The organism is Rhabdaerophilum sp. SD176 (assembly GCF_030143245.1).
In the GTDB taxonomy this organism is placed as follows: domain Bacteria; phylum Pseudomonadota; class Alphaproteobacteria; order Rhizobiales; family Beijerinckiaceae; genus Rhabdaerophilum.
On sequence record NZ_JARJNS010000003.1, the window covers coordinates 182,162 to 196,670 of the forward strand.

9 protein-coding genes are annotated in these 14,509 nt (G+C 63.4%); 8 read left to right on the forward strand and 1 reads right to left on the reverse strand.

Annotation, left to right across the window (positions count from 1 at the left end; genetic code table 11):
- Positions 1 to 4: 4 nt before the first annotated feature.
- Entirely contained in the window at positions 5 to 919 is a 915-nt protein-coding gene (gene rocF / locus P0652_RS07620) for an arginase (protein ID WP_284178566.1), read from the reverse strand.
- A gap of 195 nt (positions 920 to 1,114) precedes the next feature.
- Between rocF and P0652_RS07625 the strand changes: the two genes are divergently transcribed.
- From P0652_RS07625 to P0652_RS07660, 8 genes are all read left to right on the forward strand, one after another.
- Positions 1,115 to 1,546 carry an Lrp/AsnC family transcriptional regulator gene (locus P0652_RS07625; protein ID WP_284178191.1) on the forward strand — a complete coding sequence of 144 codons (432 nt, stop codon included), beginning with the start codon at positions 1,115 to 1,117 and terminating at the stop codon, positions 1,544 to 1,546.
- A gap of 89 nt (positions 1,547 to 1,635) precedes the next feature.
- Positions 1,636 to 2,787, forward strand: a complete 1,152-nt coding sequence (locus P0652_RS07630) for an FIST signal transduction protein (protein WP_284178192.1) — start codon at positions 1,636 to 1,638, stop codon at positions 2,785 to 2,787.
- Positions 2,784 to 5,459 carry an EAL domain-containing protein gene (locus P0652_RS07635; RefSeq protein WP_284178193.1) on the forward strand — a complete coding sequence of 892 codons (2,676 nt, stop codon included), beginning with the start codon at positions 2,784 to 2,786 and terminating at the stop codon, positions 5,457 to 5,459. The genes P0652_RS07630 and P0652_RS07635 overlap by 4 nt, the downstream gene beginning before the upstream one ends.
- A 50-nt stretch (positions 5,460 to 5,509) precedes the next feature.
- Positions 5,510 to 6,727: an L-2-hydroxyglutarate dehydrogenase gene (gene lhgD / locus P0652_RS07640; RefSeq protein WP_284178194.1), complete on the forward strand. Its 1,218-nt coding sequence runs from the start codon at positions 5,510 to 5,512 to the stop codon at positions 6,725 to 6,727.
- A 232-nt stretch (positions 6,728 to 6,959) separates the two neighbouring features.
- Positions 6,960 to 8,087, forward strand: a complete 1,128-nt coding sequence (locus P0652_RS07645) for a TRAP transporter substrate-binding protein (protein ID WP_284178195.1) — start codon at positions 6,960 to 6,962, stop codon at positions 8,085 to 8,087.
- 57 nt (positions 8,088 to 8,144) lie between these two features.
- Complete coding sequence (locus tag P0652_RS07650; protein WP_284178196.1) at positions 8,145 to 11,255, forward strand: EAL domain-containing protein; 3,111 nt, start codon at positions 8,145 to 8,147, stop codon at positions 11,253 to 11,255.
- Between the two features lie 560 nt (positions 11,256 to 11,815).
- A complete protein-coding gene (locus tag P0652_RS07655) occupies positions 11,816 to 13,360 on the forward strand; it encodes a TolC family protein (protein WP_284178197.1) in 1,545 nt (514 codons plus the stop codon).
- Positions 13,361 to 13,533: 173 nt separating this feature from the next.
- The gene (locus P0652_RS07660; protein WP_284178198.1) at positions 13,534 to 14,469 is read left to right on the forward strand and encodes a cadherin repeat domain-containing protein; all 936 of its coding nucleotides are present in this window, start codon (positions 13,534 to 13,536) and stop codon (positions 14,467 to 14,469) included.
- The last annotated feature ends 40 nt before the right edge of the window (positions 14,470 to 14,509 follow it).

Here is a 14,509-nt window from a genome sequence, read left to right on the forward strand (position 1 = left end):
GCGGCTAGCGCAGGCTGATCGTCTTGCCGAACAGGCTGGCCGCGAGGTCGACAAGCAACCGGGCCGTCTGTCCGGCATGGTCCAGCATCGGGTTGAGCTCGACAAAATCGACGGACCGCACGAGCCCGCTTTCATGCAGCATTTCCATCAGGAGATGGGCCTCGCGGTAGGACAGCCCGCCGGCGACGGGCGTGCCGACACCGGGCGCCAATCCCGGATCGACAACGTCGAGATCGAAACTGACATGGAGATGGGCATCGGCGGGGTCGAGGCCGTCAAGGATTGTGCGCAGAAGGGCGCAGACGCCGAACTCGTCGATGGCGCGCATGTCATGGCACTGGATGCCGGCTTCCGCCACGGCCTCACGCTCGCGGCGATCGAGCGACCGCGCGCCGATCAGATGGACATCCGCCATGCGCAGGGCCGGGAAAGTCCGGCCTGGCAGCAGATGGGCCAGCTCCTGGTGCCCGGCGAGGAATTGCAGCGACATGCCATGCAGGTTGCCCGAGGGCGAAGTATCCGGCGAGTTGAAATCCGCATGGGCATCGATCCAGAGCAGGATGAATCGGCGGCCCTGCTCCCGCGCATGCCGGGCGGCCGCGCTGACAGATCCCATGCTCAGCGCGTGGTCGCCGCCCAGCATGATCGGGCAGGCGCCCTGTTCCAGCAGTTCGTGGCTGCGATCATGCACGGCACGGATCCAGCCCGCGACAGTTTCGGCGCGATGCCCGAGTGCTTCCCGGCGAGGATGCGGGGCCAGAGCCTGCGGCATGAGGTCACCGTCATCGCGGAATGGGAGGTCCAGATGCTCGAACGCAGCCGGAAGCCCGGCCAGCCGGGCGGCTGCCGGTCCCAGCTCCGTACCCGGGACGCCGGCCCCCGCCCCACACGGGACACCGAAAGCGGTGGTTGTCCGCATCGCAACGCTGTGCTGTGGGCCGGCCGCATGCACGCCATCGGCGGTCGGCACGGAAGACAGGCGGGTCATGGCAGTGCGGGTCATGGCGGGCTCCTTGCGAGGCCCAGTGATGAGGCCGAAGAATGCCAACATCAAGAACAAGAAGTGTGATAATAAGACAGCATAAGCTGCATAATGCCAGAAAGACTGATCATAATGCCAAACCGGGTCCTTGATGACGTCGATTCCCGTCTGGTCGCTCTCCTCCGGAATGATGCCCGGCAGACCGCCATTGAGCTGGCCCGGCGCCTCGGCGTTTCGCGGGCCACCGTGCAGAACCGGATTGAGCGCCTCGTCCGCGACAGGGTGATCCTCGGTTTCACCCTCCGCCTCGATCCCGGCAGCGAGCGACAGGTGGTGCGGGCCCTGACCAGCATCGAGATCCGCTCCGGCGATATCCGCCAGGTCGTTGCCGCGCTGCGGGGCATTCCCGAAGCCCTTGCGATCTACTCCACCAATGGCCGGTGGGATGTTGTGGTGGAGCTGGTCACCGAAGACCTTGCCCAGCTGGATACTGTGCTCGGCCGGATCCGCGACATTGTCGGTGTCTCCCATTCGGAGACGAGCATCCTGTTGACCCGTCTGTGACCGCCGATCCGGACCGCTGAAAACGGCAAGGTTTTTGTTAAGTCTTGGCCGCTATTTTGCCGATATTGCGATTTTGCAAGGGGCAAAGAGTGCACGCACGCGAGTTCAGCTGGTCACGGTCGACTGGCATCCATCTCGCTTCGGCGAGGGATGTCGGCCCACCTGCGCTCGTGCTTGTTTTCGGTGCGCGGGCTGCCTTGGCCCAGCCGGACTTTCTCCCCGCCATCCGCCAGTGCTTCCCCGGTGCAGTTCTCGCGGGCTGTTCGACAGCCGGCCAGTTCGACCGGCAGCGGATCGAAGACGACATTGTCTGTGGTCTCGCGGTCTCGTTCGATTCGGCCCGCGTCCGGCTTGCCACAAGCGAAATCAAGGACAGCAACGGTTCGTTCCCCGCCGGCGAGGCGATCGGCAAGGCCTTGCTGGAGGATGACCTCCGCGCCGTCATGGTGCTGGCCGACGGAATCCGCGTCAACGGCTCGCGCCTTGTGAACGGCCTGAGTGCGGCTCTCGGTCCCGATGTGCTTGTCGCCGGCGGGCTTGCCGGCGATGGCCAGCAATTTGGCGAGACGAGCATCCTTGCCGATGGGCCCGCACGCAGTGGTATCGTTGCGGCGATCGGGCTCTACGGAAAGGCGCTGGATGTCAGCGCCGGCTCGGCTGGTGGCTGGGATGCTTTCGGCCCCCGGCGGACGATCACCCGCGCTGTCGACAACATCCTGTACGATCTCGACGGCCTTCCGGCGCTTGATCTCTACGAGCGTTATCTCGGTGAGGAGGAAAGCAGGAACCTTCCCGCCTCCGCTCTCTGCTTTCCGCTGCGTATCGAGGATCCCGAGAGGCCCGGCACGGACGTCGTCCGGACGGTTCTCGGGATCGACCGCGATCGCCGCGCCATGATCTTTGCCGGCGACATGCCGATGCGTTGGACGGCACAGCTGATGCGAGGCAGCTTCGACCGCATCGTCGAAGGCTCGGCCCAGGCGGCCCGGAATGCGGGCGCCCCTCCGGATAGCGAGGGCGGATTCGCCCTGTTGGTCTCCTGTATCGGGCGCCGCCTCCTGATGGGCCAGCGGGCGATCGACGAGGTCACGGCGGCTGCGGATGAAATCGCCCGCCGTCACGCCTTGGTCGGGTTCTATTCCTATGGCGAGATTTCCCCGCACACCGCCTCGCGCAAGTTGCAGCTGCATAACCAGACGATGACAGTCCTGTCTGTCCGCGAAAGGTCCCTGAGCGGATGAACAGCACCGTCCATCGATTGCTTCAGAAACAGATCGAACGCTCGACCCGGGAAGACGGACATCTCGACGTTGACCATCTGACGCGCCTGGTTTCCGAAGCCTATGCCGAGTCCGATCTCGAGCGTCGCCGGACCGATCGCTCCATTGCCTTGATGGTCGAGGAACTGGACCAGTTCAATGCACGGTTGATGAACGTTGTTGCCCGCCGGACCGATGAACTCGAGCAGTTGCACCGCCGGCTCGAAGCGACGTTGCAGAATGTCGATCAGGGGATCGTGATGATCGATCCCGATGGATGTATCGCGGTCTTCAACGAGAAATTCGTCGAGATGACCGGATTGCCGCGTGCGGCCTTCGAGGGCAGCCCGCGCTTCCGCTCCATCGTCGAGCGGATGCTCGAAGCCGGCGAATTCGATCCGATGGGTGGCTCTTTCAAGACATGGGTGATGCGCAAGGGTACCCGGCGTGGCCCGGTTTCGTACCAGCGCATCCGGCCCAATGGCGTGGTACTGCAGGTTCAGGCCTTGCCGATGCCAGATGGCGGCGAGGTTCGCACCTTGTCGGATGTGACGGCGCATGTCCGGAAGTCGGATGAACTCCGGGCGACGCGCGACATGTTTGAAATGACGCTGAACAATGTCACCCAGGGCATCATGAAGGTCGATGCCGGCGGCAAGGTTCTGTTCTTCAACAGGCGCGTTGTCGAGTTGCTCGGCTTCCCGGATGGCCTGATGAAGGAAGGGGTGACGATCCGCGAGCTGGTCCGCTGGCAATACGAATCCGGCGATTTCGAAGGCCAGCCGGACGACGTGCTCAAACGCGTTCAGGAGGGGGATCCAGGCCCGGAACTCGATTGCTACACGCGGCGCCGGCCGAACGGGACCATCATCCAGTTCAACACGATCCGCCTGCAGGACGGGTCTTTCGTCCGGACATTCACCGACATCACCGAGGCGCGGGCCCGCGAGGAAGCAATTGCCCGGGTGCACGAGGAATATCGCAGCCTTTTTGAGAATTCGACGGTCGGCATCTTCCGTTCCACGCTCGATGGCAGGCAATTGCGGGCCAATCCGGCGCTTGTCCGGATGAACGGCTACGAATCCGAAGACGAGATGCTGAGGGCCGTCAACGATATCGCCCAGGAATGGTATGTCGATCCGAGGCGGCGCGAGGAATTCACCGAGATCATGGAGCGCGAGGGCCGGACGACCGATTTCGTCTCCGAGGTCTATCGCCACAAGACGCGCGAGCGGATCTGGGTTTCCGAGGCCTCGTGGCTCATCCGCGACAAGGATGGCAAGCCCGCCTATTACGAGGGCATGGTCATCGACGCCACCGAGCGCATGCGCACCGAGGCCGAAATCGCCCATCTCGCCCTGCATGACATGCTGACCCGGTTGCCCAACCGGTCACTGTTCCTGAACACCCTGTCCACGGCACTCGAGGACAATCGCCGTGGCCATGAAATCGCGGTGCTTTGCCTCGACCTTGATCACTTCAAGGATGTCAACGACACGATGGGCCATGATTGCGGCGACATCCTGCTGCGTATGGCATCGCGGAGGCTGATGCGGACCCTGCCGAAGCGCGGAATGGCCGCCCGTTTCGGTGGCGACGAATTCGCCCTGATCCTGCCCGATGTCCGCGATCGGGATTCCGTGGTGGCCCTCGCCCGCCAGATCGTCCAGTTGCTCTCGAAGCCCTACCGGATCCGGGGAACCCGGGTCTATGTCGGGGCCAGCGTCGGCATTGCGGTTGCACCGGGCGACGGGATCGACGCGCATGACCTGCTCAAGAAGGCCGACATTGCTCTCTACCGCGCCAAGCGGGATGGTCGCGGGACCTATGCCTGCTTCGACGAGGGCATGACGGCCGCGATCCTCGCGCGTCGGGAGATCGAGGTCGATCTTCGCCGCGCCATCGCGCACAATGAATTCGAACTTCACTACCAGCCAATCATTGATCTCGAAGTGAACCGGCCCCACGCCTTCGAGGCCCTGATCCGCTGGCGGCATCCGCAGAAGGGCCTGCTCATGCCGGCCTATTTCATCGACATCGCCGAGGAGAGCGGTCTCATCCTGCAGATCGGCGAACTTGTCCTCCGCCAGGCCTGCGAGACCATGGCGCGGATGCCGAGCGACGTCTCGGTTTCGGTCAACCTCTCGCCGATCCAGTTCCGCAACCACCAGCTTGCCGTGTCGGTGGTCAACGCGCTGGCCGCCTCCGGCCTCTCGCCGCACCGGCTGGTTCTGGAAATCACCGAATCCGTCCTGATGGCGGACGATTACCGGACCGTCGACATCCTTCGGCAGTTGCGCATGCTGGGTGTGCGCATCGCGCTGGATGATTTCGGAGTCGGCCATTCCTCGCTCAGCTATCTCCAGAAATTCCCGTTCAACAAGATCAAGATCGACAAGTCCTTCGTCCAGAACAACGAGGATGGCACCATGAACACTGCCATCCGCCGCGCCATTCTCAGCCTGGGGCAGGATATCGGGATCGATGTCATCGTCGAAGGGGTCGAGACCGAGACCCAGCGAGACATGCTGATCTACGAAGGCTGCCGCTATGTGCAGGGCTACCTGTTCGGTCGGCCACGCCCCGAAGCGGAAATCATCGCCGAGTTCGGCCCCGCCCTCGGCATGGCCAGAACGATGCATCGCGTTGCGTGAGTCGTTGAACGGGGCTTGACCCCGGAGGTCTGATCGTTCACCGCACAGCCATGGCGCAGAGCAAATCGGATATTGTCATTGTCGGCGGCGGGATCGTGGGTCTCGCGACAGGCCTTGCGCTGCAGGAGCGAATGCCGGGCGCGCGGGTCACGATCCTCGAGAAGGAACCGGAAGTCGCCCTGCATCAGACCGGGCGCAATTCCGGCGTGATCCATGCCGGCGTCTATTATGCTCCCGGCAGCCTGAAGGCGAGGTTCTGCCGCGAAGGCAAGGATGCCATGAAGGCGTTCTGCACCGAACATGGCATTCCGTTCGAGATCTGCGGCAAGCTTATTGTGGCGACCGACGAGGCCGAGGCGGCAAAGCTTGCAGCGCTGGAAGCCCGTTCCCGGGCAAACGGCATCCCGATCGAACGGCTGTCCGGCGACGAGGCGCGCAAGCTCGAGCCGCGTGTCCGGTCAGTCGCGGCGTTGCTTTCGCCCAGCACGGGCATTGTCGATTACGGCCTTGTCGCCCGCCGGATGGCCGGATTGTTTGAAGCCCGTGGCGGAGCCATCCGATGCGGCACGGCCGTGACCGGCGGCGCTGAGCGAACGGATGACGTGACGCTGCACACCACAGCCGGCGAGATCTCGGCGGCAAGGGTTGTCTTCTGTGGGGGCCTGATGTCCGATCGCCTTGCAAGGCAGTTCGGCGCCGAGGTTGATTTCCGGGTCGTGCCGTTCCGTGGCGAATATTTCCGGATCGCCAACCAGCCCCCCGATCTGGTGCGGCATCTCATCTACCCTGTCCCGGACCCGGAGCGTCCATTCCTCGGGGTCCATCTGACGCGGAAAATGGATGGGGGTTTCACCGTCGGGCCGAATGCCGTGCTGGCCTTCAAGCGGGAAGGGTACAAGCGTACCGATCTTGACCTGCGCGATCTCGCTTCGAGCCTTGCCTATCCCGGATTCTGGCGCCTGCTCCGGCGCAATTTCCGGTCTGCCATTTCGGAGCTTTCGGCTTCCGCCAGTAAGGGCCTTTATCTGCGGAAGGTACAGAAGTACTGCCCGCATATCCGCCTCGAGGATCTTGTCCCCTATCGCGCCGGCGTCAGGGCGCAGGCCGTCGCGCGCGACGGATCGATCATCGATGACTTCCTGTTCGTCGACAGCCGGAACAGCCTCCATGTCTGCAACGCGCCGTCCCCGGCGGCGACTTCGGCCTTGCCGATTGCTGCGCATATTGCCGAGCGCCTGCTGACCCGGAACACGGGCGCTTCCTCCTGATCAGGGATCCGTTTCGTTACCGCCTTTTCGACGGAGCGCGGGCCCGAGCACCCATGCCTTTCGGCGACGCTTCCATCCGGAGGCCGGAGAGCCACTTACCGCTTTTTAACCTTCTTCCGGGAAACCCGGCGCCTGCATCGGCTCGAAATACAACTTAGACGGGAATAGCCACAAAAATTAACCGTCTGGTCGATAGCCTGCCTTGGCGTGGAAGCGATTGCGGGAGGGTGTCATGGCACCGGCAACGACGTCAGACTGGAAGGGACTGAGCCTCGGCTTTGCTCTCATGGCAAGCCTGTGCAGCTTTCCCTTGCCGGCCCCGGCAGCACCCGCGAATGAACCCTTGCGCCTGAACATCATCGGCGGTCTTGGTGGCGTCAATCAGTTCACCAGGCTCGAGGAGCCGTTCTGGCGGAACGAGATCGCCGAGATGACCGGCGGTCGTGTGATCGCCACCGTCCACCCATTTGACCGGTCCGGCTTCCCCGGAGCTGATATGCTTGGACTGATGCAGACGGGCGTGGTCGGGTTCGGAACCGCCCTTCTGGCCTTGTCCGCCGGAGACGACCCGGAACTCAACGGAATCGACCAGCCCGGCCTGAGCCCGGATTTCCAGACACTGCGCCGCGTCAATACCCTTTATCGACCGCACCTGAAGAGCATCCTGCGCGAACGTTACAACGTTGAATTGCTGGGCATCTACACCTATCCGCAGCAGGTCGTCTTCTGCGCCCGTCCCTTTTCCAGCCTGCGTGACCTCCAGGGGCTCCGCGTCCGGACATCCTCGGTCAGCCAGTCGGAGATGATGACGGCTGTCGGCGCGATCCCGGTCAAGATGGCCTTTGCCGAGGTGGCCGGGGGGCTCAGGCGCGGTGTCGTGGATTGTGCCATCACCGGCACCCTGAGCGGCAACGAGATCGGGCTGATCGATGTCGCCACGCATATCCACCCCCTCGCCATCAATGCCGGCATCTCCATCTTTGGCGTCAACCGGGACCTCTGGCAGAGCCTGCAGCCGGATCTTCAGCAGACCCTCCAGAAGGCTGTGGCGACCCTTGAGGCGCGGATCTGGGATGCGGCCGAGCGCGAGACAGTCAACGGGCTGGCTTGCAACATCGGCGCCGACACGTGCCAGGGCGCGCGGAAGGGCTCGATGTCGCTGGTCCCGGTGACGGAGAAGGACGCGGCCGATTTCCGGCGCCTCTTCGTCGATCACGTCCTTCCAGGGTGGCTCAAGCGGTGCGGCGAGCCCTGCCGCACCGCCTGGAACCGCTATGTCGGCCCGGACATCGGAATGATGGTCGAGGACAACAACCGCGTCCTGATCCGCAAGGTGTCGGATACCCCCAATCAACGCTGACGATTGCCGAAGCGCGCCTCCGGCGGTTTTCCCGAAGCCAACCAGACAGAGCGTATGATGAAGGTTCGAAAGCTTACTCCCTACATCATTCTCGGCGCGGCCATGATGCTCTGGGCACTGGCTGCTGGTGCGGCCTTCGTTCTCGAGCGGACCTATCGCACAACGCTCCAGGCCACCGAGCAGCAGCTCGACCGGACGGCGCGGAATGTCGAGAACTCGGTCAACCGGCAACTCGTCCAGGCCGATGCCGCCCTCTCGCGCGTTCCGATGCTGCTGGCCGAAGCCTCCCGCCGAGGAGAGGCTGTTCTGACGCAGGCCGCCGCCAACCGGGTGCTGCAGGGCCTGAACTACCAGACCTTCGCCTTCCGTGACCTGATGATCATCGAGCCGGAAGGCCATATCTGGGCTGCCGGCAAGGTCAGGCCGGCGCACTGGACCGTACCCTTCAACCCAGCCCTGCCGGAAGGGGTCGCCGGCCGCCAGCGGGTGGTCGGTCCGGTCCGGAACACGCTCACCGGCGACTGGACCTGGTACCTTGTCCGGACCATTCTTGTCCCCGGCAAGGGCAACATGCTGGCCGCCGCCGAGTTGCCGGTCTCGATCTTCGGCTCGGCGCTGTCCTACATCGATGACTTCCCCGGCCTCGAGATCCGCCTTGAGCGGGATAGCGGCCAGCTTTTGGCCAGCTTCCCGCATGCTGAACTGCATATCGGCCAGATCGGGCAGGCGGGCAGTGCCTATCCGGCGATGGATGGCAGCGTCTTCACCTTCGAGCCGCGCGAGGGTGGCAAGAGCATGCTCGGAGTGGTCCGGCCGTCGGCCTATCCGGATATCCGCGTGGTCCTGCTTCTGGATCGGGAACTGGCCCTCGCGGATTGGGGCAATGACCTCCAGCGCGTCCGGGCGGTTGCCGCGGTCTTCGCCCTGGTCGTGATAGCCTTCGCAATCGGGCTGGTCATCATGGCGCGGCGCGAGGAGAAACTGCAGGCCGAACGGCACCAGGCCCAGGCGAGGCTGGAAGACGCAATCGAGGCCATGTCCGATGGCTTCGTGATGTGGGACGAGGAAGACCGCCTCGTAACCTGCAATACGCGCTACAAGCAGATGTATGCGAAGAGCGCGGAGTTCATCTACCCCGGCGCGCATTTCGGCGAGATCATGCGGAAGGGTGCGGAAAACGGCCAGTATCCCCAGGCTGGCAACGATATCGAGAAGTTCATCGATGAAATCACGCGCTGGCACAAGACCTGCGAGGGGTCGATCGAGCGCCTGCTGCCGGATGGCCGCTGGATCCTCATCCAGGAGCGGCGGACGCGCTCCGGCGGGATTGTGGGCATCCGGACGGACATCTCGACGATGCGGCAGACCCTCGACGAACTCGCGATTGCGAACAGCCGGGCCCGCGAGGCCGTCGGCGAAGTCCAGCGCCAGAATGCCGTCCTGCTCCAGCGCGATCTGGATCTGCGCAAGCAGAACGTCCTTTTCGACGCCGCCCTGAACAACATGTCGCATGGCCTGATCATGGCAGATGCACAGGGCCGGCTGATCGTCTGCAACCGTCGCTTCATGGAGCTGTTCGGCATCGATGATCAGGGCGCGGGAGTCGGCCAGCCGATCGAGAATCTGTTCGCCCGCATCGAGAGTGTCGGGGTGAGCTACCCGCGCGAGATGGTGGCCCGGATCAGGGGCTGGCAGACCGAGCGCGCCGAAGCGGGAATCCAGGGCAGCCTCATCACGGAAGCCACCGACGGACGAGCCCTCTCCGTGACGCAGCAGCCCATGGAGGGCGGCGGTTTCGTCGCGATCTACGAGGATGTGACCGAACGCCAGCAGACCGAACGTCGGATCTGGAACATGGCGCATTTCGACGCCCTGACCCGCCTTCCCAACCGGGTCCTGTTCCGCTCCAAGCTGGATGAGGCACTGATCCGTCGACCCGCAGAATGCGGGATCGGTGTGCTCTACCTCGACCTCGACAAGTTCAAGGATGTCAACGATACGCTCGGCCACCCGGTCGGGGATGCACTGCTCGAAGCGGTAGCCATGCGCCTGCGTACCTGCCTGCGTGATACCGATGTCGTGGCACGGCTGAGCGGCGACGAATTCGCCATTCTCGTCTGCGCACCGCGGATCGAGGAACGGGTGCGCACCCTCAGCGACCGCGTCATTGCGGAACTGTCGGCACCTTATGATCTCTCCGGCCAGCCGGTGACGATCGGCGTCAGCATCGGTGCGGCCATCGCGAATGACGATTTGGCCGACCCTGACACCCTCCTCAAGAATGCCGATCTGGCCCTTTACCAGGCCAAGGACGAAAACCGCGGCACCTACCGGATCTTCACGCCGGACATGGCGACGCGGCTGCATCGCCGTGTCGAGATCGAAAGCGAATTGCGGGATGCCGTCAGGCGCGAGCAGTTCGAACTGGCCTATCAGCCTCTCGTCCAGCTTGCCGGCAACCGGACAATCGGCTTCGAGGCGCTGATCCGCTGGAACCACCCGACGCGCGGGCGTCTCGGCCCGATGGAGTTCATTCCGCTGGCCGAGGCCTCCGGTGCAATCCATGAAATGGGTGCCTGGGCGCTGCATCGTGCCTGCACCGACATTGCCCGGATTCCGGGCTCGGGCAAGGTTGCGGTCAATCTCTCGCCGGTCCAGCTGAAAGGTGATGGCATTGTCCAGAACGTGTTGTCGGCGCTGGAAGCCAGCGGCATGCCCGCCGACCGGCTGGAACTGGAGATTACCGAAACGGCGCTGCTCGAGGAAAACGAACGGATCGTCCAGAACCTCCATCAGCTTCGCGATGCCGGTGTCCGGATTGTGCTGGATGATTTCGGCACCGGCTATTCCTCGCTGAATTACCTCCGCCGGTTTCCGTTCCAGAAAATCAAGATCGACAAGGTCTTCATCGCCGAGGCCAATTTCCGTAGCGACTGTTCGACCATTGTCAGTTCCATCGTCGAATTGGCGACACGGCTGGGCATGTCGACGACAGCCGAAGGCATCGAGACCGAGGAGCAACTCGATCTCGTGCGCAAGCTGGGCTGCACTGAAGGTCAAGGCTACCTCCTCGGCAAACCCGCTTCCATTCTCGGCGCGATTGCGCATCTGAATGTCGCGAACGTGGTTCCGATGTCGGCAAAGCCCGCCAAGGCGAAGCGCAAATAGCGAAAACACGCCGATATGCGCGTCGAAAAAGGACAGCCGCTCCTTGCCTTGCGGCCGCTTTTAACCGCGCGGTTCGCAAAGCGGCTTCCGCCGGCGCCCGCCTCGAGGTGGTGGCGGCCTGCTCCCTGTATCGGCAGTATTTAACCGAACGGAAAGGATGATTGAATATAATCGTTTGATATTAACGTTCTAGAAATGAGTTCCCGATGGCAGGGGTGCCAGTAATCCAGTGTTGGGTACGGCCGAAGACAGCAGGGGCGATCCTTCTCGCTATCCTTCTTTCCGGGTGCTCCTATCAGGGCATCGCTTCCGAATTTCTGGCAACGGCGCAGTTGCGCGCCATGTGGAAGCTCAAACCGCTGGCGTCATGCGGCCACATGCCCGGCGATCAACCTGACCCGGTCGCAACCTGCCAAGCCTCCGGTACGGCCGAACGTGCTGGCCCAAGCGGCCCGCTCGCACCCGCAGTTACAACGATCCAGGCAGTGCCGGCCCTGTCGCATATGACGGCGCTGGCAATGCCCGTGCCGCCGCAGCGGCCCTTCGCCGAAGGCGTGATCATGGCTCCGACGACCGCGATGCGCCGACCGGCATCGGTCATTCCGGCTGAGGTTCTGGCCAGCCCGCTCCGGTCAAGCGCCGCGACAGCGCCGGTGCCGCCCCAACGGTCGGTCGCGCCCGAAATGCCTGCGGAGCCATCCGTAACCCTTGCTGAACCGGTTCCCGTCGAGACATCTCTGGTGACCGGTTCAATTAACCCGCCGCGCTCTGCCACGCGCGCTGGCCTTGCTCCGGAATCGCCGTCACGGCCACCGGCCCAGCATGGCGTGATTCGGCTGGAGGATGCCGTCGCGCGGGCGGTCCTGACCTACCCGGAGATCCGGATCAACCAGACGAGACTTCTGGAATCGAAGGCGGGGATCGATATCGCGCGCTCTGCCCTCTATCCATCCGCCGATGCACGCCTTGCAGCGGGCGGGAATTTTTCCGGCTCCTATGAAGGCAAGGCGGTGCCCTACAATGTCGCCAACAACGCGGGCGATAACCGGTTCGATGGCGGCATTATCCTGCGCCAGCTGGTCTGGGATTTCGGCGCTGCCAGGGCCGATATTGCCCGCGCCCGCCTGCTGTCCAGTGCCGAACAGGAACGCCTGTATGAGAAGATCGACGAGATCGCCTGGCGGACAACCCAGGTCTATCTCAAGATTCTCGAGTATCGCGCGCTGGTCTCCCTGATCGACGAGACGATCGCGGCGCATATGCGCCTGCTGAAGATCGTGGCGGCCCAGGAAGCCGAAGGGCATGGGACCAGCGCGGATTCCAGCCGTATCCGGTCCCGGTTGAATGACATCTCGGCTGTCCGTTCCGATGTGTCCCTGCAGCTCGGCGGCGCGGAGGATCAGTTCGAACGCCTGACCCAGCAAAGGGCAGGCCGCCTGATCGCCGTTCCCGATTTCAGGGCAAGGATTCCGGCGCGTCCCGAAGCCGCCATTTCCGTTGTGCTCGCCAAGAACCCGCGGCTGGCTTCGCTGCGTGCGACAACCCAGTCGATCGAAAGCGAGCTTGATGCCCAGCGCGCCTCCAACAAGCCGAAATTCACGTTCGAGCTCGATACCGAGTCGAAGAACTTCCGGTCCGGCAAGGGCGGACGGACACAGATCGAAGGACGTGCCATGCTGGCCATGCGCTTCAAGCTGATGGATGGCGGGCTGGCCGAGGCGCAGGAGCGCCAGATCCGGAATCGGATTGAGACCAGCGAACTGACGATGATCAACGAGCGCCAGCAGCTTGAGGCCGATATCCGCCAGGCCTATCGCGCGATCCAGAGTGCCGGCGCAAAGGCCCGCCTGCTTGACGAGGGCGTGGGGGCGGCCCGACGTGCCGAGGAACTCTATCTCGAGCAGTTCAAGGCCGGAAAGCGAACCGTCTTCGAGCTTCTCGATGGCCAGATGGCGGTCTACACCGCCCGCCGCGCACAGATCGAGAGCCGCTTCGAACGGCAGAAGGCTGTTGTCGATATCCTGCGTTATACCGGGGCGCTGGCTTCGGTGCTGGCGGGGAAGGGGCAGGCGCCGGCATCGGTCGCTGCCGCAACAAAACAGTGATTTATAAACAATATTGAAGAAGCCCGGCGGCGAAGCACCCGATCAGGCAAATTTGAAGCAAGTCACTTAAATTACATTTAGACAATATCTGTTTAGCCTCCTCGCTGGCGTCAACCCGTCAGCCCGATCCATCCAGTGACCGGCAAGGCGGAAACCGATCTGAGTGGTGTAGGGTGAGCGAGCGTAACAGCGGCCAGGGAATGCTAGCGCAGGCAGCGACGATACCCGCGCCGCCCCCCGCATTGATGCCCGGCGCAGACCAGCAGATCGATCGTCCCGCATCCGGTGAAGTACGCATTGTCGATGTGATTGATGCGCGGACACTCCGGTTCGCGTTTTCGCTGGCCGACGTCTCCGTGTCGATCCTCGATGTCGATGCTGTCCTGACCTTCCCGGATGGCGGCAGGATCATCATGCCGTCTTTTGCATTGCAGATGGTCTCGGACCGCCCGCCGTTGATCCAGTTCAACAACGCGCCGGTTGACCCGCAAGCGCTGCTGGCCAATGTCGGCGATGTTCGGTTCTTCGAGCAGATCCCCCAGATGGCGGTGGCGGACCCGCGTCGTGCACCGGCAGGCGGCGATGGAAACCAGAGCGGCACGCCACAGGCTGTGCAACTCCCGTCGGCGCAGCAATTTGCCAGCACCCCCTTGCCGTTACAGCGGGCTGTCCTTTCAGACCCGACCGGCGATCCGTCGGTGGCGAGGCCCGCTTCGGAATTCGGCAAACGTGTTGTTACGTCGCCCGCCGAGGAACTGCGCAGTGAAGGTGCCCTCGTCGAGCGTTCCGACCGCGCCGGCAAGGCACCGGAACCCGAGAATCCGACCCCGCAGATCACCTCGGATAACGGGGTTGATTCGCTGACTGTCGACTCGCTCGAGAATGCGACCTTCATCCGGCAGATCGCCGCTACCGATCCCAATGGCGAGAACGTCTTTTTCGCGGTTGCCGGCGGCGCCGATGCGAGCCGCTTTGTCATCGACGGCGTGACCGGCAAGCTCTACTTCCTCAATCCGCCGGATTTCGAATCGGCGAATTCGGCGGCAGGCAATAACATCTACGAGGTTCAGGTCGTTGCCTCCGACGGTCAGGGTCAGGACCGTCAGTAGATCTACGTCGCCGTTGGCGATGCCAACGAAGCCCCCATCT

Bases quoted from the DNA above. Each gene is read 5' to 3' on its own strand.
- rocF (WP_284178566.1), bottom strand. From the start codon at position 919: ATGCGGACAACCACCGCTTTCGGTGTCCCGTGTGGGGCGGGGGCCGGC.
- P0652_RS07625 (WP_284178191.1), top strand. From the start codon at position 1,115: ATGCCAAACCGGGTCCTTGATGACGTCGATTCCCGTCTGGTCGCTCTC.
- P0652_RS07635 (WP_284178193.1), top strand. From the start codon at position 2,784: ATGAACAGCACCGTCCATCGATTGCTTCAGAAACAGATCGAACGCTCG.
- lhgD (WP_284178194.1), top strand. From the start codon at position 5,510: ATGGCGCAGAGCAAATCGGATATTGTCATTGTCGGCGGCGGGATCGTG.
- P0652_RS07645 (WP_284178195.1), top strand. From the start codon at position 6,960: ATGGCACCGGCAACGACGTCAGACTGGAAGGGACTGAGCCTCGGCTTT.
- P0652_RS07650 (WP_284178196.1), top strand. From the start codon at position 8,145: ATGAAGGTTCGAAAGCTTACTCCCTACATCATTCTCGGCGCGGCCATG.
- P0652_RS07655 (WP_284178197.1), top strand. From the start codon at position 11,816: ATGGCTCCGACGACCGCGATGCGCCGACCGGCATCGGTCATTCCGGCT.